Genomic DNA, 21,419 nt, shown 5'->3' with positions numbered 1-21,419 from the left:
CCAGTAGGTCAGGGCGACGGTGGCGCCCCGGGCGGCCAGGGAGCGGGCGATGCCGGCTCCGATGCCGCGGGAGCCGCCGGTGACGAGGGCGGTCTTGCCGGTGAGGCTGGTGTTCTCGGACATGGGGGAATTCCTTGCGTTGTAATTATGTTCTTTACGGTACAGACAATAACTCAGAGGTCGTGATTATTCCCAGCCACCGGATCCTCTGCGCAACGGGAACCTGCGGGTTCTCAGGTTTCCGCCCCCATTGCCTCCTGCGGGCCGTGGAAGAATATGAGTGGAAAACGGTTGTACTCAGTGGTTGGGGCAACGGCTAAAGGACGGCAGTAATGGCAGGCAGAGGTAGGCCGCGGGAGTTCGACATGGATGAGGCCCTGGACCGGGCGGTGGATGTGTTCTGGCGCCAGGGTTATGAGGGCACCACCCTTGAGGACCTCACCACGGCGATGAGCATCAGCAGGCCCAGCCTGTATTCGGCCTTCGGGAACAAGGAGGGTACCTTCCGGCTTGCCATCGACCGGTACGCGAAAATCGAGATGGCCTACGTCGAAGAGGCCCTGGCCAAGCCGACAGTCCGGGAAGTTGCCGAGCACTACCTGCGGGGCAACGTCATCGCGATCACGCTGCCGGGCCGGCCCCCGGGCTGTCTTTCCATCCAGGGAGGCCTGGCCGGACACCCGCAGGATCAGCCGATCGTTGATTTCCTCTCCTCAAGCCGCAGGGCGGGGGAGGCACGCATTGCCGAGCGCATCCAGGAGGGAATCGACGCAGGAGACCTGCCCCGGACCGAGAACGCCGCGGATCTCGCCCGCTATCTCACGACAGCGACGGCGGGACTCGCAGTCCAGGCCGCGGGCGGTGCAGCCCGCGAGGAACTCATGCCCGTCGTCGACCGGTTCCTTGCCGCCTTCCCGCAGTACGAAGCGGCAAGGTGACGCGGGCGGATCTTCCGAAATCCTTTCTTGACGATTTTGTCAATAACCGGTAGGGTGCGATCATGGGCCGGCCTAGGAAGTTTCTCGAGAGCGATGTCATAACCTCCGCCAGCGAAGCGTTCTCCCTCAATGGTTATGGGGGCACCACCCTCGAAGATCTGGTCGCTGCCACGGGCCTGGGGAAGCAAAGCCTTTACAACGCCTTCGGCGGCAAGCGCGAACTGTTCCTGCGGGCTCTCACTTCCGAAACCGAGGACGCGGTGGCCGCTGTCGATGAGGCTCTGGCGCACGCCAATGCAACCCCGCTCGAGAACATCAGGGCGCATCTGCTGAAGCTGGCCATCACCTTCAGTGACGACAAAACGCACGGGTCATTGTTCACGAAGGCGACTGTTGAGCTGGCGGACCGCGACAGTGAGGTTGCGAAGTCGGCGCTCAAGGCCTTCAAGAACCTCGAGGAAATCTACAGGCATTGCATCGTCGAGGCTCAGGAGTCGGGGGAAGTCGATCCCAACGCCGACCCCGTTGCCCTTGGTGCGTTCTTCCTGGCGCTGACCCGCGGGATGGAAGTCCTGGGAAACGCCGGCGTCAGCAGGGCCGAACTTACCTCCGTGGCCCTGACCTCGCTCAACGTGATGATGCCCACCCGCCCTTCTTCCTAACGGGCTGGCCTCGGCGCAGGTCCTCCTTCCGCGCGTGAAGGCCGTTGAGTGGGCCGTCAAGAGGGAGGATTTTCCCGCCGTCCCTCAATCCGCCGGCGTCAACCGGTGCAAAGCAAACCCGGCCAACCGGACCTTCGAGGCCAGGGTGCGGCCCACTGTTCCAGAGCCGATGATTCCTGGAACCTAGTTGAAAAAGGCCTTGGTGACGGCCTCGGTGTCTTCGGAGAGGTGCATCCGGACAAACTTGCCGTCGGCCACTACGAGGTGCAGGACGGCCGGGGTCACCCAGGAGCGGCCGGTGCTGAGGGCCGTGTGCCCAAAAGTTGCGAAAATGACTGCGTCCTCGCCCGAGACAACAAGTTTGTTGAGCTCGACGGTGCTCTTCGCGGGGTCGAAGTGGGGCCACATGGTCCGGAAGTAGTCGGCAACCTCGGAGCCCTTGGTCCGGGAGCCCGTCCAGGGCAGGTCGGGGTGGCCGGGGACGTACCAGTCAATCTCGTCGGCGAAGAGCGCCCCAACGCCGTCGGCGTCCTTGCTGCCCAACGCTTGGAGGAAGCGCGTCACGAGGGATTCAGTGGTGTTTTCATTATTTACCATATAGTCAATAATGGAACTTGTTGACCAAGCTGTCAAAATCATGCCGTACCGGCAAACGGGCCGGCGCGCCTCGATGCGCCCGTCGCCCGGATGGCCAATTGTATTCACTTCGGTACGTAAATAGGTCGGATCGGTGGTAATCTCGAAAAGCACCTCCGTCGGCACGTCTGTCGAACAGGGTGGCCCCGATCTGGGTCACGAGAGGTTCCCCTCCCTGCGCTTCAACCGGAGCGTTCCCTGTACCCCCGACGGACGAACCACCATGCCTTCAACCCCTGCGGCCATGCGCGCCGCCCTTGCCCTTGTCCTTCTTGCAGCCGGGTGCGCCGCACCGGCGCAGCCCGCGGCCCCGCCGTCGAGCAGCGGGTCCTCCGGAACCTACCCGGTGACTGTCGACAACTGTGGAACGCCGGTGACGTTCGAGGCGGCCCCCGAGCGCGTCGTGACGATCAAGTCGACCGCCACGGAAATGCTGCTCGGCCTCGGTGTCGGAAGCACGATCGTGGGAAGCGCCTTCGCCGACGGCCCGCTGCCCGCGGCGCATGCGGAGGCGAAGCCGCCTGTGCTCTCCGACCAGCTTCCGGGCCCGGAAGCCACGCTCGCCCTGGAGCCGGACCTCGTTTACGGAGGGTGGGAGTCGAACTTCTCTCCGGACGGCGCAGGGGAGCGCGCGTGGCTCGAGTCCCTCGGCATCAACACCTATGTTTCGCCCTCGGCATGCAAGGCCGAGGGGTACCGTCCCGATCCGCTGACCTTCGAAGACATTTTCAGGGACATCGACGAAATGGGGCGGATCTTCGGGGTGGAAGACGAGGCCGGCCGCCTGGTCTCCAAGCAGCGCAAAGAGCTCGCAGCGCTCACGCCCATGGGGGCGGGAATGTCGGCCCTGTGGTACAGCTCGGGCGAGAAGTCGCCCTATGTCGGCGCGGGGACCGGCGCTCCCCAGCTCGTGATGGACGCGGCCGGGCTGCGCAACGTCGCTGCGGATATCCAGGACTCGTGGAGCACCATGTCCTGGGAGGCCGTGGCCGCCGCCGACCCGGACGTGATCGTGCTCGTCGACGCCACGTGGAACACGGCCGAGCAGAAAATCGAACACCTGAGAACGAACCCGGCCACGGCAGGGCTGCGCGCCGTCAAGGAATCCCGGTATGTTCGGGTGCCGTTCGCGGGCGGGGAGGCGGGAGTGCGCAGTGTTGAGACGGCGGTTTCCGTTGCCGACCAGCTCCGCCGGCTGGGCCCGCAATGATCACCGCGGCACAGTCCCGGACGCGGTCCGCCGGAAGTTCCGCCACGGCCGAGGGGCAGGGCGGCGCCCCGGTCCAGCCCGGACGCCCGCGGCTCCTCGGTGCCCCGGGGTGGTCCGCGGTGATGGGTGCCGTGCTGGCCGCCTCGGTGCTTGGTGCGCTGGCGATCGGGCCGGCCGACATCTCGCCAGCGCAGGTCGCCGACTCGCTGGCTGCCCGCCTTGGGCTCCGGGATGCGGGAGCCGAAGCGTCAACAGAGGTGCTTTCGCCGGTGCAGGAGGCCATCCTCTGGCAGCTGAGGCTGCCGAGGCTCCTCACCGCGGTTTTCGTTGGGGCAGGACTCGCCCTCAGCGGAACCGTCATGCAGGCGCTGACGAGGAATCCGCTGGCGGATCCCTACCTGCTCGGACTTAGTTCGGGAGCTTCCCTTGGGGCGGTTTCGGTGCTGCTGCTCGGCGTTGCCGTCGTGCTCCCGATTGCGGCATTCGCCGGGGCGATGGCGGCGCTGATCCTCACTCTGGGCCTTGCCGCCGCCGCGGGGACCCTCAGTCCAACGCGCACCGTCCTGGCGGGACTTGCGGTATCGTCGGCCGCCTCGGCACTGACCTCGTTCGTGATTTTCTGGTCCGCGCAGGGGGACTCCTACCGGGAGGTGCTGAACTGGCTCCTTGGCTCGCTCGCCGGAAGCAGCTGGTCATCGGTCGCCATCACTGCTGCTGCCTTCGTGATCGCCGGGATCCCCATCATCCTCTCGGGCGGGCTCCTCGACGGGTTCTCCTTCGGGGACCACGCGGCCACCGCGCTTGGCCTCAATGTTCCTGCGGTGCGCTGGAGCCTCCTCGCCGGCACAGCTCTGCTCACCGGGGCCATGGTGTCGGTCAGCGGCTCGATCGGGTTCATTGGCCTGATTCTTCCCCACACCGTGCGCCTCCTGACCGGAGCCCGCCACCGGGTCCTCCTGCCGGCTGTCGCCATCGCGGGGGCGGTGTTCATGGTCTGGGCCGACACCCTTGCCCGCACGGTCTTCGACCCCCGGGAGATCCCCGTAGGGATCATCACGGCCTTGATCGGGGCTCCCGTCTTCGCCGTGCTGCTGTGGCGAAGGCGGTTCCAGCAGTGAGCACCCCGCAGGGCGCTGAGGTGCACGCCGCCGGGCTCCAGGCGCACAGGATCAGCTACCGCGCCGGCGGGCGCCTGATCCTCTCCGGCATCGACTGCGTGGTTCCCGCATCGGCCGTGACGGGGCTGCTGGGGCCGAACGGTGCCGGCAAGTCCTCGCTCCTCCGGCTGCTCGCGGCGGTCCTGCAGCCCACCGCCGGGCACCTCACCATCGCCGGAAGGAACCCGCGCACGCTGAAGCGGAGAGCGCGGGCGCAGCAGCTGGCGTATGTGGACCAGCAGGCCGAATCCGAAAACCCCCTCCGGGTCGCCGAGGCCGTGATGCTCGGGCGCTTGCCCTACCGCGCTGCCTTTGCCCCGGATTCCCCCGAGGACCACCGCATCATCGAACGCAGCCTCGCCCAGGTCGGCCTGGCGGGATTCGGCAGCCGGCTGCTCGGCACCCTTTCCGGCGGGGAACGGCAGCGGGTGCACATCGCCCGCGCGCTTGCCCAGGAAACGGAGGTGCTCCTCCTCGATGAACCGACGAACCACCTCGACCTCAGCGCCCAGGCGGGCACCCTCGATCTCGTGCGCGTCCTTGCGCGCGGAGGGTCAACGGTTGTTGCGGCGCTTCACGACATCAACCTTGCGGCAGCGTTCTGCGACCACGTCATTGTTCTTGCGGGTGGCCGCGTCGTTGCGAGCGGGGAGACAGGCAGTACGTTGACTCCGGAACTCATCCGGGAGGTCTACGGCGTGGAGTCGGTGAAACTTGAGAACCCACTCACCGGGCGTCCGCTGTTCGCGTTCGGATGACGCCGCGACCCGCGGCACTCCTGGCCTTCTCCCGATCATTCGAGGCGCCCGGCGGTGAACTGCGTGGTAGGCTCGATATTTTTTACGAATCAGACAAAAACGGTGACGCACCGGCTGAAGGGCCGGCGCCTCACCCACATGAGGCAACCTCGAAGGCTAAGCCGGCGGGCGCGGAGAAAGCAGATCCGTCCCTGCCGCCTGGACCTCCGGGCCGCCGGGCGGAGATGAAAATGAAGGTCTTTTTGGTCGGGGGAACCGGTTACATCGGGCGCATTGTCGCCCGCGAACTCCTTGCGCGCGGCCACGAACCCGTGGTGCTGGCCCGCTCGTCGGCATCGGAGGCAAAGCTGGCCGATGAGGGAGTTGCCTTCGTGCGCGGCGACCTGCAGAGCCTCGGGGTGCTTCGGGAACAGGCGGCGCTCGCCGACGCAGTCGTCTATCTCGCCGTGTCCGGCCTCCAGGGGCCAACCGGGGATGACCTCGCGGCAGTGGGACTGCTGCTCGAGGAACTGGCGGGCAGTGGGCGCCCCTTCGCGCTGACCAGTGGACTTGGCGTATATGCGGGAACCGACCGGCCCTTCGCGAGTGCCGAGGAACCGCTGACCGGTGTATCCCCCGGACAGCGGCTGCGGGCCGAGCTTGAGGAGGCGGTAAGGGCCGCGGCCTCCCGCGGAGTGCGCTCCGTCGTCGTGCGCCCGGCAATCGTCTACGGCAGGGGCGGGGCAAGCGCCCTCCTGACCGCCTACCTCGGGTATGTCGCGTCGGGCAATGCGCCCTTCGTTCATGGCGAAGGCGCCAACCAGATCCCCACGGTGCACGTGGACGACCTCGCCCGCGCCTACGTGAGCGCCCTTGAGGATGCGCCCGCTGGGACCGTTCTCGACGTCGCCGGTGGCTCGGTGCTGGGGCACGACCTGGCCCGGGCGGTCGGGGTGGCCGCGGGCTCAACGGCCGCACCGGTACATTTCGACGTCGACCAGGCCCGTGCGGCGCTGGGCTTTGCCGGAGTGGCACTGGGGACCGACCTCAAGGTTTCCGTCTGGCCCCTGGCCCACCTGCTCGACTGGTCCGCCAGGGAGCCCTCCCTCCTGCTCGAGCTGAAGAGGGGCCTCATCCCGGTGATCCCTCCGGTGGGATAATCTGGGCAACAGGTCTGCCCACCAGCGCTCCAGCAGCCGGGCACGCCCCCCGAATCCCCCGGACCAAGACGGGTTTGCCTTGCCTGCTTCCCCCACGCCCACCACCGCACCCTTTCCGTACGTTGGGCTGATCGCCCTGGCCGGAGCGATTTTCGTCTCCGTCACGAGCGAGTTCCTGCCCACGGGCCTGCTCCCGGCGATGGCCCGGGACCTCGGCGTCGGTATCTCCACCGCGGGCTACCTCGTGACGGTCTTCGCCGGAACCGTCGTCGTTGCCACCACCCCGCTGGCTGCGGCCACGCAGCGGTACTCCCGGAAGTCCCTTGTTGTCGTGGTGCTGGTCGTGATCGCGGCGGCAAACGTCCTGGCTGCCATCGCGCCGACCTACGGTGTGCTCGTCGCGGCACGGATCCTCGGCGGCCTGGCCCACGGACTCTTCTGGGCGGTTGTCGCCGCTTACGCGGCACACCTTGTGCCTGCCCGTCAGCTGGGCAAGGCCATTGCCATCACGGCCAGCGGTGGATCGGCGGCGTTCGTGCTCGGCGTTCCCGTCGGAACCGCAATCGGCAACGCATTGGGCTGGCGCGCGGCATTTTCAATCCTCGGCGCCGCCGTGGCCCTGCTCGCCCTGGTCATCATTCGGTTCCTTCCCCCGGTCAGCCACCATGTGGAGCGCAAGGCCGGTGAGGCCCGGGTGCCCCTGCGCCGTGACCCCAGCTTCAAGGCAGTCCTGCTCCTGTCGGTTGTGATCCTGATCCTCCTGACGGCGCAGAACGTCCTCTACACGTACATCGTCCCCTGGCTCACCGACGTTTCGTCCTTCGAGCGAGGGTCTACCGCGCTGCTCCTGTTCCTTTACGGCGGAGCCGGCCTGATTGGACTGTTTGTTGCCGGCTACGCCGCGGACCGCTTCCCGCGGAGGGGATTCGGCATAGCGGTGCTGGTGGTCATGGCGGCTGTTTCAACCCTCGCCGTGGCGGCGTCGAACACTGCCGCCGTCCTTATCGCCTTCATGGTGTGGGGGGCTGCATTCGGCGGAATTCCCGCAATGCTGCAGACCCGCATGATGCGCACCGCCTCCATCCGGGCCCGTGACCTTTCAGCGGCACTGCAGACGACGGCGTTCAACATCGGAATCGGCGGCGGCGCGCTCCTCGGCGGCCTGCTGCTCGACAGTGCCGGGCTGGTGATCCTGCCTGCCGTGCTTGTCGTCCTGCTCGGTGCCGGGCTTGTTCTCAGCCTTGCGACGGATGCCGTGAGAACCCGCCGGGAACGCCGGCCGCCGCTGGGCTGACGCTGCAAGGGGCGGAAGGTTGTGTCCCAGCAACGCCCGTTTTGATGTGCTTCTAATTGTTAGTACACTAAGCAATGGATGCAGCATCTTTCCCGTACTGGAATAGAGGGATGAGAATGAGCGACAAGGAACCCCTGTCCTCGAGATTCATGGCAATGACCGGCAAACTCCGGATGTTCTTCGGACCCGCGCAGGGCGGCTCCACCGCCGGCCCCATCGTCTACCGCGACGACGAAGCACAGAAGCGCCGCCGCGAAGAGCTCCAGCAGTGGACGGTTGTGCGCAACGCCGACGGGTCAACGTACCTCACCCAGCGCGACGACTAGCCAGGCGCCGCCCCGCCTGCGGAACTAGAATCGGCGCATGAAAGCACCGCAGTTGCTGCTCGAATCTGATCCCTCCCTCCGCTGGCAGGCGCTCCGCGATCTTGCCGGCGCGGAACCCGGAGTTGTGGCAGCGGAGCGGGCGCGGGTTGCCGTCGAAGGTTGGGGCGCCCGGATCCTGTCGTTGCAGGGTGTGGACGGTCAGTGGGCCGGGGGCGCGTATTACCCGGCGCAGGCGGGTACCGCCGCCGACGACGACGAAGGCCAGCCCTGGACCGCAACCACGTACAGCCTGCTGCTCCTGAGGGACTTCGGAATCGACCCGCGGAACGATTCCGTGCGCCGCACGGTCGAGCTGGTCAGGGACAACTGCCGCTGGGAGGAAGGCTCCCAGCCGTACTTTGACGGCGAGGTCGAGCCGTGCGTCAACGGGATGACCGTCGCGCTCGGCGCCTACTTCGGCCAGGATGTCGACGCGGTGGTGTCCCGCCTCGTCGGCGAGCAGCTCGACGACGGCGGGTGGAACTGCGAGGCGGTGCACGGGTCAGTGCGTTCGTCCGCAGCAACCACCATCAACGTCCTCGAAGGGCTGCTTGAGCACGAGCGGGCAACCGGCGGCTCGGCGGAATCCATCGAAGCCCGGCGCCGGGGCGGGGAGTACCTCCTCGAACGCCGGCTGTTCCGGCGCAAGAGCACCGGCGAGATCATCGACCCGGCCTGGCTTCAGTTCTCGTTCCCCACCCGGTGGCACTACGACGTCCTCCGTGCCCTTGAGTACTTCCGCTCCGTGGGGGGACCGCCCGATGCCCGCCTTGCCGAAGCGGTCCGGCTGGTGAAGTCAAAACAGCAGGCCGACGGCACCTGGCTCGTGGAAAACACCCACCCCGGGCAGGTCCACTTTCCGCTCGAGGAGGGCGACGGCCGCCCCAGCCGGTGGAATACGCTCAGGGCGCTGCGGGTCCTGGAATGGTACGAGGGGTCCTAGCACCGACTACACCGGTGATTCCGCCCATACCACCTTTGCCGTTTTCCCACTCCGGCTGACTCGGTGGTGCAAGATGTAGCAATGGATGCCGTTGACGCCCTCAACGAGATCGCCTTCTGGCTTGAACGCGAGCTCGCCCCCACGTTCAAGGTGCAGGCCTTCCGGAAGGCGGCCGCAACAATTGCACGGCTGAGCCGGGAGGAGCTGGCCGAGCAGGTCCGCAACGGCCGGCTGAAACGCACCAAGGGGATCGGGGAGCGGACCTTCGAGGTCATCCGGCAGGCCGTCGACGGCGCGGTCCCCGACTACCTCACCGGACTGCGGGAGCGCGGCGCCCAGCCGCTGGCTGCAGGCGGCACCGAACTGAGCGCGGCGCTGCGCGGCGACCTGCACAGCCACAGCGACTGGTCCGACGGCGGCTCCCCGATCGAGGTGATGGTGGCCGCCGCCCGCCTGCTGGGGCGGGACTACCTTGCCCTGACCGACCACTCGCCCAACCTGACCATTGCCAACGGGCTGAGCACCGAACGCCTCACCGACCAGCTCGACGTCGTTCGACGCATCAATGAGCACAGTAACGGATTCCGCCTGCTGACCGGCATCGAGGTGGACATCCTCGAGAACGGCGACCTTGACCAATCACCTCAGGTGCTCGAGAGCCTCGACGTCGTTGTCGCGAGCGTTCACTCCAAGCTGCGTTCCGACCGGAACACAATGACCCGGCGCATGCTCAGCGCGGTCCGAAACCCGCACACCAACGTGCTCGGCCACTGCACCGGACGCCTCGTGCAGGGTTCCCGGGGAACCCGGCCCGAATCGGACTTCGACGCCGAACGGGTCTTCGCCGCCTGTGCCGAGAACGACGTCGCAGTGGAGATCAACTCGCGGCCCGAACGCCAGGACCCGCCGGACAACCTCCTCCGGCTCGCCCTCGACGCCGGCTGCCTGTTCAGCATCGACAGTGACGCCCATGCGCCCGGGCAGCTCGACTTCCTCCAGTACGGCGCCGAACGCGCCGTCCGCAACGGAGTGCCCGCCGAACGGGTCATCACCACCTGGCCGCTTGAGCGGCTCCTGGAATGGACGACGAAAGGAACGGCATGAGAAAGGTCATCATGATGACCTCGATCTCCCTCGATGGCTTCTTCGAAGGCCCCGACCGGGAGCTCGACTGGCACCTCGTCGACGACGAAGTGCACACCCACTTCAACGAGGAACTCGCAGCCATGGGCGCGTTCCTCGACGGGCGCGTCGCCTACGAGATGATGGCCGACTTTTGGCCCACGGCCGACGCCGATCCCTCAATCAGCGGGCCCATGGCCGAGTTCGCCCGCATCTGGCGGGACATGCCCAAGATCGTCTACTCGAAAACGCTCGAGCACGCGGAATGGAACACCACGATCGTCCGCGACGTCGTCCCCGAGGAGGTCCGGGAACTCAAGGCGCAGCCCGGCGGCCACCTCGCCCTTGGTGGCGGCGGCCTTGCCGCGTCCTTCGCGCGGCTCGGGCTCATCGACGAGTACCGGTTCTACATCCACCCGGTCATCCTCGGCCGCGGCAGGCCGCCGTTCCCGCCGTCCGAGGACCCCAGCTTCCTGAAGCTCCTCCAGACGCGGACCTTCGGCAACGGAGTTGTCCTCCTGCGCTACGGGAACGGGGACGGACGGAACTCTTGATCACACGCCGGGCCCGGGCGGGCCGCCGCGGCCGGCTCCGGGCAGCGTGATGTCCTGGAGGAAACGGAAGTCGCACCCCTCATCGGCCTGCGTCACTTCCTCGATGAACAGCTTCCGGTAGCCGCGCTCCGCCGCCGGCGGCCGGCCCGGCCGGGCCCGTCGTTCCCTGCGGGCCAGCTCCTCATCCGACACCTCGAGCCGGAGCAGACGCCTGCGGACGCTGAGGGTGATGCGATCGCCGGTGCGCACGTGCCGCAGCGGACCGCCGACGGCGGACTCCGGGGTGATGTGCAGGACGATCGTCCCGGCGGCGGTGCCCGACATCCGCCCGTCCGAGAGGCGCACCATGTCCCTCACGCCGCGTGCCGCTAGCTTTTTCGGGATCGGGAGGTAGCCCGCCTCCGGCATTCCCGGTGCCCCCACCGGCCCGATATTCATCAGCACGAGGATGTCCGAGGCGTCAACGTCGAGGTCCTCATCGTCGATCCGTGCCGCAAGGTCCGCGGTGCCCTCGAAGACAACGGCGCGTCCCGTGTGCTCAAGCAGCAGGGCTGTTGCCGCAGACTGCTTGATAATGGCCCCGCCGGGAGCGAGGTTTCCCCGCAGCACCGCAATGCTTCCCTCGGCATAGACGGGGTTGGACAGCGGGCGCACGATGTCCTGCGGGAAGCCCGGGCCTGTGTCGTCGAGCTCCTCGCCCAGGGTGCGGCCGGTGACGGTCAGCGCGTTGAGGTGCACCAGGGAGCCCAGCTCGCGTAGGACGGCGGGCACCCCGCCGGCGCGGTGGAAGTCCTCCATGTAATGCCCCCCGGAGGGCTTGAGATCCACGAGTACCGGGGTCCCGGCGCTCAGTTCGTCGAGCCGGTCGAGGGAAATGCGGATCCCGACGCGCCCGGCGATTGCGGTGAGGTGGATGAGCGCATTCGTCGATCCGCCGATGGCCAGCAGCACCCGGAGGCCGTTCTCGAACGCTTCCTTCGTCAGGATGCGGTCCATCCCCGGGCCCCGGCCGGCGAGGGCGACGGCGGCGGTGCCCGTCCGTTCGGCGATCCGCGCCCGGTCCGAACTGACGGCGGGAGCGCTCGCGCTGCCCGGCAGGGCGATGCCCATCGCCTCGGCCAGGCAGGCCATGGTGCTGGCGGTGCCCATGACCGAGCAGGTGCCGACACTGCCCACCAGCCGGGAGCTGACGTCGTCGATCTCCGCCCTGCCGATCCCGCCGGCCCGGAACCGCCCCCAGAACGCGCGGCAGTCGGTGCACGCGCCCACCCTGGTGCCGCGGTGGCTGCCCGTCAGCATCGATCCGGTGACAAGCGCTACCGCCGGAACGCCGGCGGACGCCGCCCCCATCAGCTGGGCCGGCACCGTCTTGTCGCACCCGCCGATGAGCACGACGGCGTCCATGGGCTGGGCCCGGATCATCTCCTCCGTGTCCATTGACATGAGGTTCCGCAGGAACATGCTCGTGGGCTGGGAGAAGCTCTCGTGGAGCGAGATGGTGGGGAACTCGACAGGCAGGCCGCCGGCAAGCATGACACCGCGCTTCACCGCCTCGAGCAGCGCCGGCATGTTCCCGTGGCACGGGTTGTAGCCGCTGCCGGTGTTGACGATCCCGATGACCGGGCGGTCCAGCGCGTCGTCGGAGTACCCGGCGCCCTTAATGAAGGCCCTGCGCAGGAACAGCGAGAACTCCGCGTCGCCGTAGCTGGTCAGCCCGCCGCGGATCCCCTGTCCGGTGCTCACCGGCGCCTCACCGGAAGGCCGGGACGCCGGTGATGTGGTTGCCCAGGATGAGCGTGTGCACCTCATCCGTGCCCTCGTAGGTGCGCACGCTCTCGAGGTTGTTCGCGTGCCGCATCGGCGAGTAGTCGAGGGTGATGCCGTTGCCCCCGAGCATTGCCCGGGCCTCCCGCGCGATGTTGATCGCCTCGCGGACGTTATTGAGCTTTCCCACCGAGATCTGGTGGGGTTGGAGGGTTCCGGCGTCCTTCAACCGGCCAAGCTGCAGCGCCAGGAGCATCCCCTTGTTGATCTCGAGGGCCATGTTGACGAGTTTTTCCTGGGTGAGCTGGTATCCGGCCAGCGGTTTCCCGAACTGCATGCGCTCACGGGAGTAGCCCAGCGCGGCAAGATAGCTGTCGCGCGCGGCCCCCATCGCACCCCAGACAATGCCGTACCGGGCCTCGTTGAGGCATTCGAACGGGCCGCGCAGGCCCTTGGCGTAGGGCAGCATGGCCTCGGCCGGGAGGCGGACGTCGGTGAGTTCGATGTCGCACTGGATGGAGGCGCGCATCGACAGCTTCTGGGTGATGTCCGTGGCCCGGAAGCCCGGGGTCTCGGTGGGGACGATGAAGCCGCGGACGCCGTCATCGGTCATCGCCCAGATGATGGCAACCTGCGCCACGCTGGCCAGGCCGATCCAGCGCTTTGCCCCGTTGAGGACCCAGTCGTCCCCGTCGCGCCGGGCGAAGGTGAGCATGCTTCCCGGGTCCGACCCGCCGGTCGGTTCGGTCAGCCCAAAGCACCCGATCACGGTTCCCGCCGCCATCCGCGGCAGCCACTGGTTCTTCTGCTCCTCGGACCCGTGCTTGGCGATGGCGCTCATCGCCAGGGACCCCTGGACGCTGACGAACGTGCGCAGGCCGGAGTCCCCGGCCTCGAGTTCGAGCGCGGCGAGCCCGTACTCCACCGAGCTGCGCCCCGGGCAGCCGTACCCCTTGATATGCATGCCGAGCAGTCCGAGTTCGGCCATCGGGGCGACGATCTCGAGGGGGAACTCCGCGGCGTCGTACCACCGGGCAATGTTTGGACGGATTGTCGTTTCCACGAAACCGCGGACCCTTCCGCGGAGGGCGATCTCCTCCGCCGAGAGCAGGGAATCGAGGCCGACGAGGTCGGCTGCTTCAGTTGTATCGATGGTTTCGGAGATCTCGGTCATGGTGCTACTTTCCGGTGGTGGGTTGGCTGGAGGGGCCCGCCGCTGGGGTGGGCGCCTTCCGGGGCTGAAAGGCTGCACCAGTGTGTTCGCCCAGCAGCGGTGGCAGCCGCCGGTAGCTCACAGGGGTTTCGGAGAGCTCGATCGGATTCGCCACCTGCTGGCTGGTCCGCGAGCCGGAGGCGTCGCTGATCTCAACGACGGGGGCCAGGCCAAGATCCTCAGCCAGCTGAAGCGCTTCGACGATCGAGTTGACCTTGCCCGCAGGAACACCCGCAGCGCTGAGGGCGCCGGACCACTCGGCCGCTGGCTTCTCCTGAAGGCGTTTCTCAAGGAGGAGCTTCAGCTCGTCCCGGTTCGCGACGCGGTTGGCATTGCCGGAAAACCGGGGATCACCGGCCAGGTCCGGAAGGCCGAGCACCTGCACGAGGTCCTCGAACTGGCGGTCGTTGCCGACGGCCACAGCGAGCGGTCCATCGGCGGTCCTGAGCGTCTCGTACGGCGCGATGCTCGGGTGGGCGTTGCCCATCCGTTGGGGGGCCTCGCCGGTCGTCACCGTGCTTGAAGCCTGGTTGACCAGGCCGGCGAGCAGCGAAGAGAGCAGGTTGACCTCCACGCGCTGCCCCCGGCCTGTCTGTTCCCGGTGCCTCAGGGCGGCAAGGATTCCCACGACGGCGTTCTGCCCGGTTACGACGTCCACGAGGGCCACACCGACCTTGCTGGGCTCCGAGTCCTCGGCACCGGTGACGCTCATCAATCCGCCGACGGCCTGGACCAGGAGGTCATAACCGGGCAGGCGTGCCCCTCCGGTGCTGCCGAAACCCGTGATGGAGCAGTAGATGACGCCGGGGTGCCTGGCACGAATGGCCTCGTAGTCCAGGCCGTACCGCTCCATGACGCCCGGCCGGAAATTCTCGATCACCACGTCGGCGTCAAGGGCCAGTTCCAGTGCTGCAGCGAGGCCTGCCTCGGTGCGGAGATCGCACACCACGGAGCGCTTGTTGCGGTTCACGCTGGAAAAGTAGGTTCCGACGCCGTGCTCGTCGACGGGCGGAACCCAGTTCCTTGTGTCGTCCCCGGCCGGGCCTTCGATCTTGATGACGTCAGCGCCGAGGTCGGCAAGCATCATGGATGCGAACGGCCCGGCGAGCACCCGTGAAAAATCCGCAACCCGGATCCCGGCCAGCGGTCCCGGCCGGAGGGATCCCGGTTCGGTGCTGCTGCTCACCTAACGTCCTCCTCGGTCGTGGCCCTGCCCGGTGCCGGCACAGCGCGGTTCATGCGGATCCCGTCACCGGGTTCCGCAGGGTCCCCAGCCCGCTCACCCTACACTCGGCGATGTCGCCCGGCCGGATGTGGACGGCGCCGGGGGTTCCGGTGGAGATGATGTCTCCGGGGTACAGCGGCATGACCTTGCTGTGGAAACTGATAAGGAACGCCGGATCGTAGCGCATGTGGGAGACCGTGTTGCTGCGGTGGACCTCGCCGTTGACCACGGTGGAAACCTCGATTCCCGCAAGCGACCCGGCCGCCTCCACCACCTCGGCCAGCGGCACGATCCGCGGGCCGAAGGAGAAGAATCCGGGGAAGTTCTTCGACCGGGTAAGGAACCGCGGATTGCGCTGCAGGATGTCCTCGGCGGTCTGGTCCAGCACGGGAACCAGGCCGGCGACGTAGTCGAGGGCGTCCTCCGGCTCAACGTTGCGGCAGTACCGGCCAATGACCACCCCCACCTCGGCTTCGGCGGTGGTGCGCTCGCTCTGCCAGGGAATCGGGATGTCCTCACCCGGCCCGATGATCGTGTGGTCGCCCTTGATGAACGACGCCGGCTCCTCCGGCACCCCCTCGGCGAGATCCGACGCGTGCTCCACATAGTTCAACCCGATGCCCCACAGCATGCGCGGGTGCCGGTAGGGGGCGCCGAAGTCCGCCGACCCGGCGTCCCTGAAGACGCCGTCGTCGGCCGCCTCCGCCGCGGCATCAAGTTCCTCCAGGCGGTTACCGGCGAGCACATCGAGGACATCGCCGGTGAAGCCGCCAAGGAGGTCCCGGATGAGCGCGGCGCCGCGGCGTGGGTGCACGATCGCGGCGAACTCACCCGTTTCCCCGCGGAGGGAGCAGAGATGGAGGGTGCTGGTGAACATGGGCGTCCAATCTGTTAGAAACTGCGGACCAGACCGCCGTCACAGCGGATCTGCTCTCCGGTGACGTAGGCGGCGGGGACACCGGCAAGGAAGGTGACCACGGCGGCGAACTCTCCGGGTGTTCCGTAGCGTCCGGCGGGGATGGTCTGCTCGGAGGCGGCGCGCGCCTGCTCGGGCGTGCGGCCGGTGCGTTGGGCAGCTGCTGCGTCGAGTGAGGCTACCCGGTCGGTGTCGATCCGGCCGGGAAGCACCATGTTCACGGTGATCCCTTCGGCCGCGACTTCGGCGGCAAGGGTCTTCAGGTATCCCGCAAGCCCCGCCCGGCCGATATTCGAAAGCGCCAGGTTTGGCAGCGGCTGCTGGACGCCGCTCGAGCCCACCGCGACAATGCGTCCCCAGCCGCGCTCCCGCATCCCCGGCAGCACGAGGGAGGCGAGGCGGATGTGCTGGAGCAGGAGCTGCTGCACCGCGTCAAGGGCCTGCTCAGCGGTGGCCTCCGCTGCGCCGCCGGGCGGCGGGCCGCCGCTGTTCAGCACCAGCACGTCGACCGGGCCGAACGCGTTCTCGGCAGCTTCGACGAGTGCCGCCGGGGCGTCTTCGTCGGTGAGATCGAGCCCGATGCCGACAGCCGAGGGAAGCCGGGCGGCTTCGGTGCGCACCACGTCGCTGCGGCGTGCGGCGAGGACGACGTTCGCCCCCTCGGCGGCAAGCAACTGGGCGATCGCCAGCCCGATGCCCGAGCTCGATCCGGGCACGAGCGCGTTTTTCCCTCGCAGTCCGGTGTCCATCAGCGCACCTGCGTGGGGACGGCCCCGAGGTGGGCGTCGATAAGTTCAGCGAGCCCCGGCGGCAAGGGAGGCGCCGGCGGCCGGACGAGGGCTTCGTCGATGACGCCGCGGCGCCGCAGGATTTCCTTGCGCAGCGCCAGCCCCACACCGGGCTGGGCCTCGAAGTTGACCAGCGTCAGCCACGGCGCGAAGGCCTCGTGCGCTCCGGAAAAGCCCCCCTCCGCCCACCCTGCCAGCGCCGCCTGGAGCCCCTCGGGATGGGAGAAACCGGTCATTGCCCCGGCGGCGCCGGCGGCGAGTTCGTCGAGCAGGCCCACCCCGCCCAGGCCGCCGAACACGGGCAGGGACGTACCGGCGGTCAGCTCGCCGATCGCTGCTGCGGTCGGCGGGGCTTCGGACTTCACCGCGACAAGGAACGGGCACTGCCCGATCACCGCGAGGATCGACGCCGGGCTGATCTTCACGCCCGAGGCCACTGGGTAGTCCTGGAGGACGATCCCGGCTCCGGTGGCGTCGTGGACCGCCCTGAGATGGGCGGAAAGGACGGCCGGATCCGGGCTGTGGGCCTGAACCATCAGCCCGGCCAGGTTCCTACCGGCCGCGCGCACCGCGGTCCGTGCCTGTTCCACGGCCGCCGCGGTGTAGCGTGCCGAAAGTCCGACGACCAGCGGCGTTTCTCCTGCCCGCGAGGCGACCACGCCCACGGCGAGCGCCTGCTCGTCGGAGTCAAGGGACGCCCCTTCCCCGAAAACGCCGAGCACCACGAGTCCGGTTGCCGAAAGGGAAGTGTAGAGCTGCACCTCCCTGCGCAGTGAGCTGGTGTCGACGGCGTAGTCGCTGCCGCTGAACGGCGTGGCGAGGACGCCCCACAGGCCGGGGTCGAGCGGAGATGGAGGTGCGATCATCGGGAGGAGGTGTCCTTTCGGTCAAGTGCGAGGGAGACAATGTGCTCGGCGATGGCCAGCGAAGAGGTCGCCGCCGGCGAGGGGGCGTTCCGCACGCTGAGCACCGAACCGCGCCGGCTGATCCGGAAGTCATCCACCAGGGAGCCGTCGCGCGCCAGAGCCTGGGCGCGGATGCCGCGCGGGCCGGGAACGACGTCGTCGGCCGTCAGTTCGGGAACGTACCGGCGGGCGGCTGCGACAAAAGCGGACTTGCTGAGCGAGCCGGCCATTTCCGCGGCCCCGGTGCGCCAGTGTTGCCGGGCGAAACTGCGGAAGCCCGGCCAGGCGGCGGTTTCCCGAAGGTCCCGCAGGGAGACGTCAGTCCACCGGTAGCCCTCGCGGGCCAGCGCGAGGACGGCGTTGGGGCCCACCATCACCTCGCCGTCGACGCGCGGGGTCAGGTGGACCCCGAGGAACGGGTACCGGGGATCGGGCACCGGATATACGAGCCCGTTCACGAGGTGGCGCCGGTCGGGGCGCAGGAGATAGTACTCCCCGCGGAAGGGGACGATCTTCGGGTCGTCGCCGTCGCCGGCGAGCCTGGCCACGCGGTCGGTCTGCAGGCCCGCGCAGATGATGACGGCGTCGTAGGCCTCGGCGGCGTCCTGGCCGAAGGAGTGCCCGCTGACAAGTGTTTCCGGACCACGTTCATGAAGGCCGGTAACGGTGAAGGAGGTGGTGACGCTTCCGCCGGCCGCTTCGACGTCCTCCGCCAGGGCGCGCGTGACCGCACTGTAGTCGACGATTGCCGTGGTGGGGGAGTGGAGGCCCGCGGTGCCCCGGACGTGCGGTTCGATCTCCTGGAGTTCGCCGGCGGTGAGACGCCTGACCCCCGGGACTCCATTGGCGCCCGCCCGCGCCATGATGTCACCGAGGCGCGATTCCTCGACGGCGTCGCGGGCCACGAGCACCTTGCCGCACTCGTCGTAGGCCAGCCCCCGTCCGCCGCAGTACTCCCGGAGCAGGGCGACTCCCGTGCGGCACAGCCGGGCCTTGAGTGAGCCGGGGGTGTAGTACAGCCCGGCGTGGACCACCCCGCTGTTCCGCCCCGTCTGGTGCGCCGCCAGGCCCGGTTCCTTCTCGAGGATCGTCACCTGCGCGTCGGGCTGGACCTGGAGCAGCCGCCGGGCCACTGCGGCGCCGACAATGCCGCCTCCCACCACCGCGTAGCGCGTCCGGTTCACCGGGCCTCCCTGGGGGCAGCGGCCGGGGCCTCGACGTCTGCGTCGGCGGACTCGCCCCCGCGGTGCAGCTTCAGTCCGATGAGGTGGATGACGACGCCAACGGCGATGACGGCGAGCCCGGCCCCGATATAGCCCGCTTCGAGGGTGAGCAGCGGAAGGGAGCCGAGCCCCAAGAGCACTCGTTCGGGCCAGCGCGCGGGTCCCCGCAGCCAGGCGCCCGTTGCGACGGCCAACGCCGCCACAGCGAGCGTCGACACGCCGAGCGCGAGGAGGACGGTGCCGACGCCGCCCTGCAGCAGCAGTCCGATGCCGGGGCCGGAGAGAACGAAGATGAACGGAACAAGGAAGGCCGAGAGGGTGTAGCGCCAGGTGAGCCACATGGTCTTGATGGGTTTGCCGCCGGTGATGGCCGAGGCGGCGAAGGGTGAGAGCGCCGTGGGCGGGGAGACCTCGCTGAGCACCGAATAGTAGAAGATGAACATCGCCGCGGCGAAGGGAGCCACACCCACATCCTGCAGTGCGGGACCAATGATCACCCACGAAATGATGAAGCTTGCCGTCACCGGCACGGCGAGGCCGAGCAGGATCACTGAAATCGCTGAGAAGATCGCCGTGAGCAGCAGGCTCCCTCCGGCGAAATCAACGATGATGCCCGCCAGCTTCAGGCCCAGGCCGGTCAGGGTCATGATGCCGACGATGAGCCCTGCGACCGCCATGACGGGAATGACCGAGAGCGCCCCCGTCGCGCCCGCGGCGAGGGCGTCCCAGATGCGCCGGGGCGTCATCCAGGACTCGCGGTCGAGGAAGCTCAGGACGAATGCCAAACCCGTGGCGAACACAACCGCGCGGAACGGCGTCATGCCCAGCGCCATGAACACCACGATCGCGATCAGGGAGCTGAAGTGGTAGCCGAAGCGCAGCAGCAGGCGGCCGACCGGCTTCACGTCGATCGCCACGCTCTTCGTCTTGAACCGGCGGGCGTCCATTTCGATGGCGAGGATGATGCCGAAATAGTATAAAAGCGTGGGGATCGTCGCCCAGATCAGAACCTGCAGGTACGACACCCCGAGCAGCGCCGCGATGATGAACGCCGCGGCACCGAGGGTCGGAGGGGACATGATGGCCCCGATGCCCGCGGCGGCGAGGATCGCGCCGCCGTGCTCCTTGGGATAGCCGGCCTTCTTCAGCAGCGGCCAGGAGATGCCGCCCAGGGTCACCGTCGTCGCAACACCGGAGCCCGAAACGGTGCCAAGGAGGAAACCCGCCATTGTCACTGTGCGTCCGGGACCCGACTTTGACTGCCCGAAGGCGGAAAAGGAGAGGTCGATGAAGAACTTCGTCGCTCCGGAAGCGCCGAGGACCGCACCGTAGATCGTGAACAGGATGATGTAGGTCGCCGCGACATCCGTGGGCACCCCGAACAGTCCCTGCGTGCCCATGACGTTGTGTCCGATGAGCCGTATCCACCCAAACGACGACGTCCCGAAGGGCGCCGGAAAATACGGACCCCAGTACGCATAAGCGAAAAACGCTACAACGACCAGCGGGACGAGGATGCCCACGGTGCGCCGGGCCGCTTCCAGGGATACCAGGATGGCGATCGCGCCCATTGCGAGGTCGAGATAGGTGGGGGTGATTGCCCTTCGGAAGAACGAGTCCCAGTCGGAGATGATGTAGGCGAACGGGACGATTGCCACAACCGCAAGAGCCCAGTCAAGGACATGCGGGTTGTCCGCTCCCATCTCCTTCGCCGCGGTCGACCTGCCCCAGCCGCGGTACACCAGGAAGGTCAATGACAGGCCCACCATCAGGAACGCCGGGAGGTAGAACTGTGTCGCCATCGGGTTGAACACCCAGTACAGGGCAAAAAGGGAAAGTGCGACGCCTCCGGCCCGCACGATGAGCAAAGGAATTCCGCTGAGGTGCCGCGCCGGTTTTTCGGCTTCAAACTCGGCGATCAGCGCTTCTTCGTCGATGGCGTCTGGGGAATCCTTGGTTTTCAGTGTCCCGGGGAGTTCCGGGTCTTCCGGGTCGGAGGTGGAGCTCGGGTTCGTGCCGGCGGCGCTCGCCCCGGTGCGTGAGGAACGCCGGCGCCCGGGCGCCTTCACGCCCCCGTCGCGGCTGGGTCGCTTGGTCATGGGGACTCCTTGATGGTTAGCACGACGAACGGGCTGGTGTTGCCAACGAGCCGCCACAGCTCCAGCGGCGGCGAGCCTGGAAGGTGAAGCGTGCGCTGCCCGAGGTTGGTCGCCGCGATGGAAAGTTCCTCAAGTTCAACCGGATGGGCGGGGTCCGGTTCAGCGGTCCACTCCCGGCGGTCGCCCGCGCCGGCGCGGGCCGCCGGTCCCGGGATTGCGTAATATTCCTCCAGTACGGCGAGTTGCTCCGCGGCGAGCTGCTCCAGGCGGTAGGCCCCGTTGGGCAGAACCGTGTAGCGTTCCTCCGCGAGGGTTCCGTAAATGGAATTGCGGTAGCTCACGGCGAATGAGTCACCGGCGAGCCGGACCCGCGCCAGCTCGCCTTCGTCGCCGGAAATGACGATCGAGCGTCCCGCGGCGGACTCCCCGGCCGCAGCGGAAACCGCCCCGGCGCCGGCCGCGACGAGGAAGCCGAGGCCGACGAGGATGGCGGGTGGCCTGCGCATTG

The 21,419-nt window shown here is 68.0% G+C and carries 22 protein-coding genes; 11 read left to right on the top strand and 11 right to left on the bottom strand.

The features are described from left to right. Positions 1-123: SDR family NAD(P)-dependent oxidoreductase (locus AC4D2R_RS11775; protein ID WP_490940154.1), on the bottom strand; the 123-nt coding region annotated here is incomplete at its 3' end. Positions 124-332: 209 nt separating this feature from the next. Between AC4D2R_RS11775 and AC4D2R_RS11770 the strand changes: the two genes are divergently transcribed. Next, positions 333-938 carry a TetR/AcrR family transcriptional regulator gene (locus tag AC4D2R_RS11770; RefSeq protein ID WP_490940143.1) on the top strand — a complete coding sequence of 202 codons (606 nt, stop codon included), beginning with the start codon at positions 333-335 and terminating at the stop codon, positions 936-938. A 62-nt stretch (positions 939-1,000) separates the two neighbouring features. Then, a complete protein-coding gene (locus tag AC4D2R_RS11765; RefSeq protein ID WP_490940142.1) occupies positions 1,001-1,600 on the top strand; it encodes a TetR/AcrR family transcriptional regulator in 600 nt (199 codons plus the stop codon). 183 nt (positions 1,601-1,783) lie between these two features. Here AC4D2R_RS11765 and AC4D2R_RS11760 read toward each other — a convergent pair whose 3' ends face one another. Further along, the gene (locus tag AC4D2R_RS11760) at positions 1,784-2,197 is read right to left on the bottom strand and encodes a nuclear transport factor 2 family protein (protein WP_490940141.1); all 414 of its coding nucleotides are present in this window, start codon (positions 2,195-2,197) and stop codon (positions 1,784-1,786) included. A 262-nt stretch (positions 2,198-2,459) separates the two neighbouring features. Between AC4D2R_RS11760 and AC4D2R_RS11755 the strand changes: the two genes are divergently transcribed. From AC4D2R_RS11755 to AC4D2R_RS11715, 9 genes are all read left to right on the top strand, one after another. Further along, entirely contained in the window at positions 2,460-3,446 is a 987-nt protein-coding gene (locus tag AC4D2R_RS11755) for a putative F420-0 ABC transporter substrate-binding protein (RefSeq protein WP_490940140.1), read from the top strand. Beyond that, positions 3,443-4,564 (top strand): putative F420-0 ABC transporter permease subunit, encoded by a 1,122-nt coding sequence (locus AC4D2R_RS11750; protein ID WP_490940139.1) that lies wholly within the window; start codon positions 3,443-3,445, stop codon positions 4,562-4,564. The genes AC4D2R_RS11755 and AC4D2R_RS11750 overlap by 4 nt, the downstream gene beginning before the upstream one ends. Further along, the gene (locus AC4D2R_RS11745; protein WP_490940138.1) at positions 4,561-5,361 is read left to right on the top strand and encodes an ABC transporter ATP-binding protein; all 801 of its coding nucleotides are present in this window, start codon (positions 4,561-4,563) and stop codon (positions 5,359-5,361) included. Before AC4D2R_RS11750 ends, AC4D2R_RS11745 begins: the two co-directional genes overlap by 4 nt. A 230-nt stretch (positions 5,362-5,591) precedes the next feature. Beyond that, positions 5,592-6,500, top strand: coding sequence for an NAD-dependent epimerase/dehydratase family protein (locus AC4D2R_RS11740; RefSeq protein WP_490940137.1), 909 nt, complete (start codon positions 5,592-5,594; stop codon positions 6,498-6,500). Between the two features lie 79 nt (positions 6,501-6,579). Next, positions 6,580-7,794 carry an MFS transporter gene (locus tag AC4D2R_RS11735; RefSeq protein ID WP_490940136.1) on the top strand — a complete coding sequence of 405 codons (1,215 nt, stop codon included), beginning with the start codon at positions 6,580-6,582 and terminating at the stop codon, positions 7,792-7,794. 116 nt (positions 7,795-7,910) lie between these two features. Then, positions 7,911-8,120, top strand: a complete 210-nt coding sequence (locus tag AC4D2R_RS11730) for a hypothetical protein (protein WP_490902923.1) — start codon at positions 7,911-7,913, stop codon at positions 8,118-8,120. 37 nt (positions 8,121-8,157) lie between these two features. Further along, positions 8,158-9,102, top strand: a complete 945-nt coding sequence (locus AC4D2R_RS11725; protein ID WP_490940135.1) for a hypothetical protein — start codon at positions 8,158-8,160, stop codon at positions 9,100-9,102. A gap of 81 nt (positions 9,103-9,183) precedes the next feature. Next, a complete protein-coding gene (locus AC4D2R_RS11720) occupies positions 9,184-10,206 on the top strand; it encodes a PHP domain-containing protein (RefSeq protein WP_490940134.1) in 1,023 nt (340 codons plus the stop codon). After that, entirely contained in the window at positions 10,203-10,778 is a 576-nt protein-coding gene (locus AC4D2R_RS11715) for a dihydrofolate reductase family protein (protein WP_490940133.1), read from the top strand. Before AC4D2R_RS11720 ends, AC4D2R_RS11715 begins: the two co-directional genes overlap by 4 nt. Here the strand turns inward: AC4D2R_RS11715 and AC4D2R_RS11710 are convergent, their stop codons facing one another. The 9 genes from AC4D2R_RS11710 to AC4D2R_RS11670 are packed head-to-tail and all read right to left on the bottom strand — an operon-like array spanning position 10,779 to position 21,417. Continuing rightward, positions 10,779-12,521: an IlvD/Edd family dehydratase gene (locus tag AC4D2R_RS11710; RefSeq protein WP_490940132.1), complete on the bottom strand. Its 1,743-nt coding sequence runs from the start codon at positions 12,519-12,521 to the stop codon at positions 10,779-10,781. It abuts the gene before it with no gap. A 7-nt stretch (positions 12,522-12,528) separates the two neighbouring features. Then, a complete protein-coding gene (locus AC4D2R_RS11705; protein WP_490940131.1) occupies positions 12,529-13,716 on the bottom strand; it encodes an acyl-CoA dehydrogenase family protein in 1,188 nt (395 codons plus the stop codon). A gap of 4 nt (positions 13,717-13,720) precedes the next feature. Next, the gene (locus AC4D2R_RS11700) at positions 13,721-14,941 is read right to left on the bottom strand and encodes a CaiB/BaiF CoA transferase family protein (protein ID WP_490940130.1); all 1,221 of its coding nucleotides are present in this window, start codon (positions 14,939-14,941) and stop codon (positions 13,721-13,723) included. Positions 14,942-14,990: 49 nt separating this feature from the next. Beyond that, complete coding sequence (locus AC4D2R_RS11695) at positions 14,991-15,857, bottom strand: fumarylacetoacetate hydrolase family protein (protein ID WP_490940129.1); 867 nt, start codon at positions 15,855-15,857, stop codon at positions 14,991-14,993. 14 nt (positions 15,858-15,871) lie between these two features. After that, entirely contained in the window at positions 15,872-16,645 is a 774-nt protein-coding gene (locus AC4D2R_RS11690) for an SDR family oxidoreductase (protein ID WP_490940128.1), read from the bottom strand. Continuing rightward, complete coding sequence (locus AC4D2R_RS11685) at positions 16,645-17,550, bottom strand: dihydrodipicolinate synthase family protein (protein WP_490940127.1); 906 nt, start codon at positions 17,548-17,550, stop codon at positions 16,645-16,647. Before AC4D2R_RS11685 ends, AC4D2R_RS11690 begins: the two co-directional genes overlap by 1 nt. Beyond that, complete coding sequence (gene lhgO, locus AC4D2R_RS11680) at positions 17,547-18,773, bottom strand: L-2-hydroxyglutarate oxidase (RefSeq protein WP_490940126.1); 1,227 nt, start codon at positions 18,771-18,773, stop codon at positions 17,547-17,549. Before lhgO ends, AC4D2R_RS11685 begins: the two co-directional genes overlap by 4 nt. Next, entirely contained in the window at positions 18,770-20,911 is a 2,142-nt protein-coding gene (locus tag AC4D2R_RS11675; RefSeq protein ID WP_490940125.1) for a TRAP transporter permease, read from the bottom strand. Before AC4D2R_RS11675 ends, lhgO begins: the two co-directional genes overlap by 4 nt. Further along, positions 20,908-21,417, bottom strand: coding sequence for a hypothetical protein (locus AC4D2R_RS11670; RefSeq protein ID WP_490940124.1), 510 nt, complete (start codon positions 21,415-21,417; stop codon positions 20,908-20,910). Before AC4D2R_RS11670 ends, AC4D2R_RS11675 begins: the two co-directional genes overlap by 4 nt. Positions 21,418-21,419: the final 2 nt, after the last annotated feature.

The organism is Arthrobacter sp. TJ-217 (assembly GCF_058269255.1).
The sequence above is the reverse complement of the archived record's forward strand: the minus strand, read 5'-3'. Positions and strand labels throughout refer to the sequence as shown.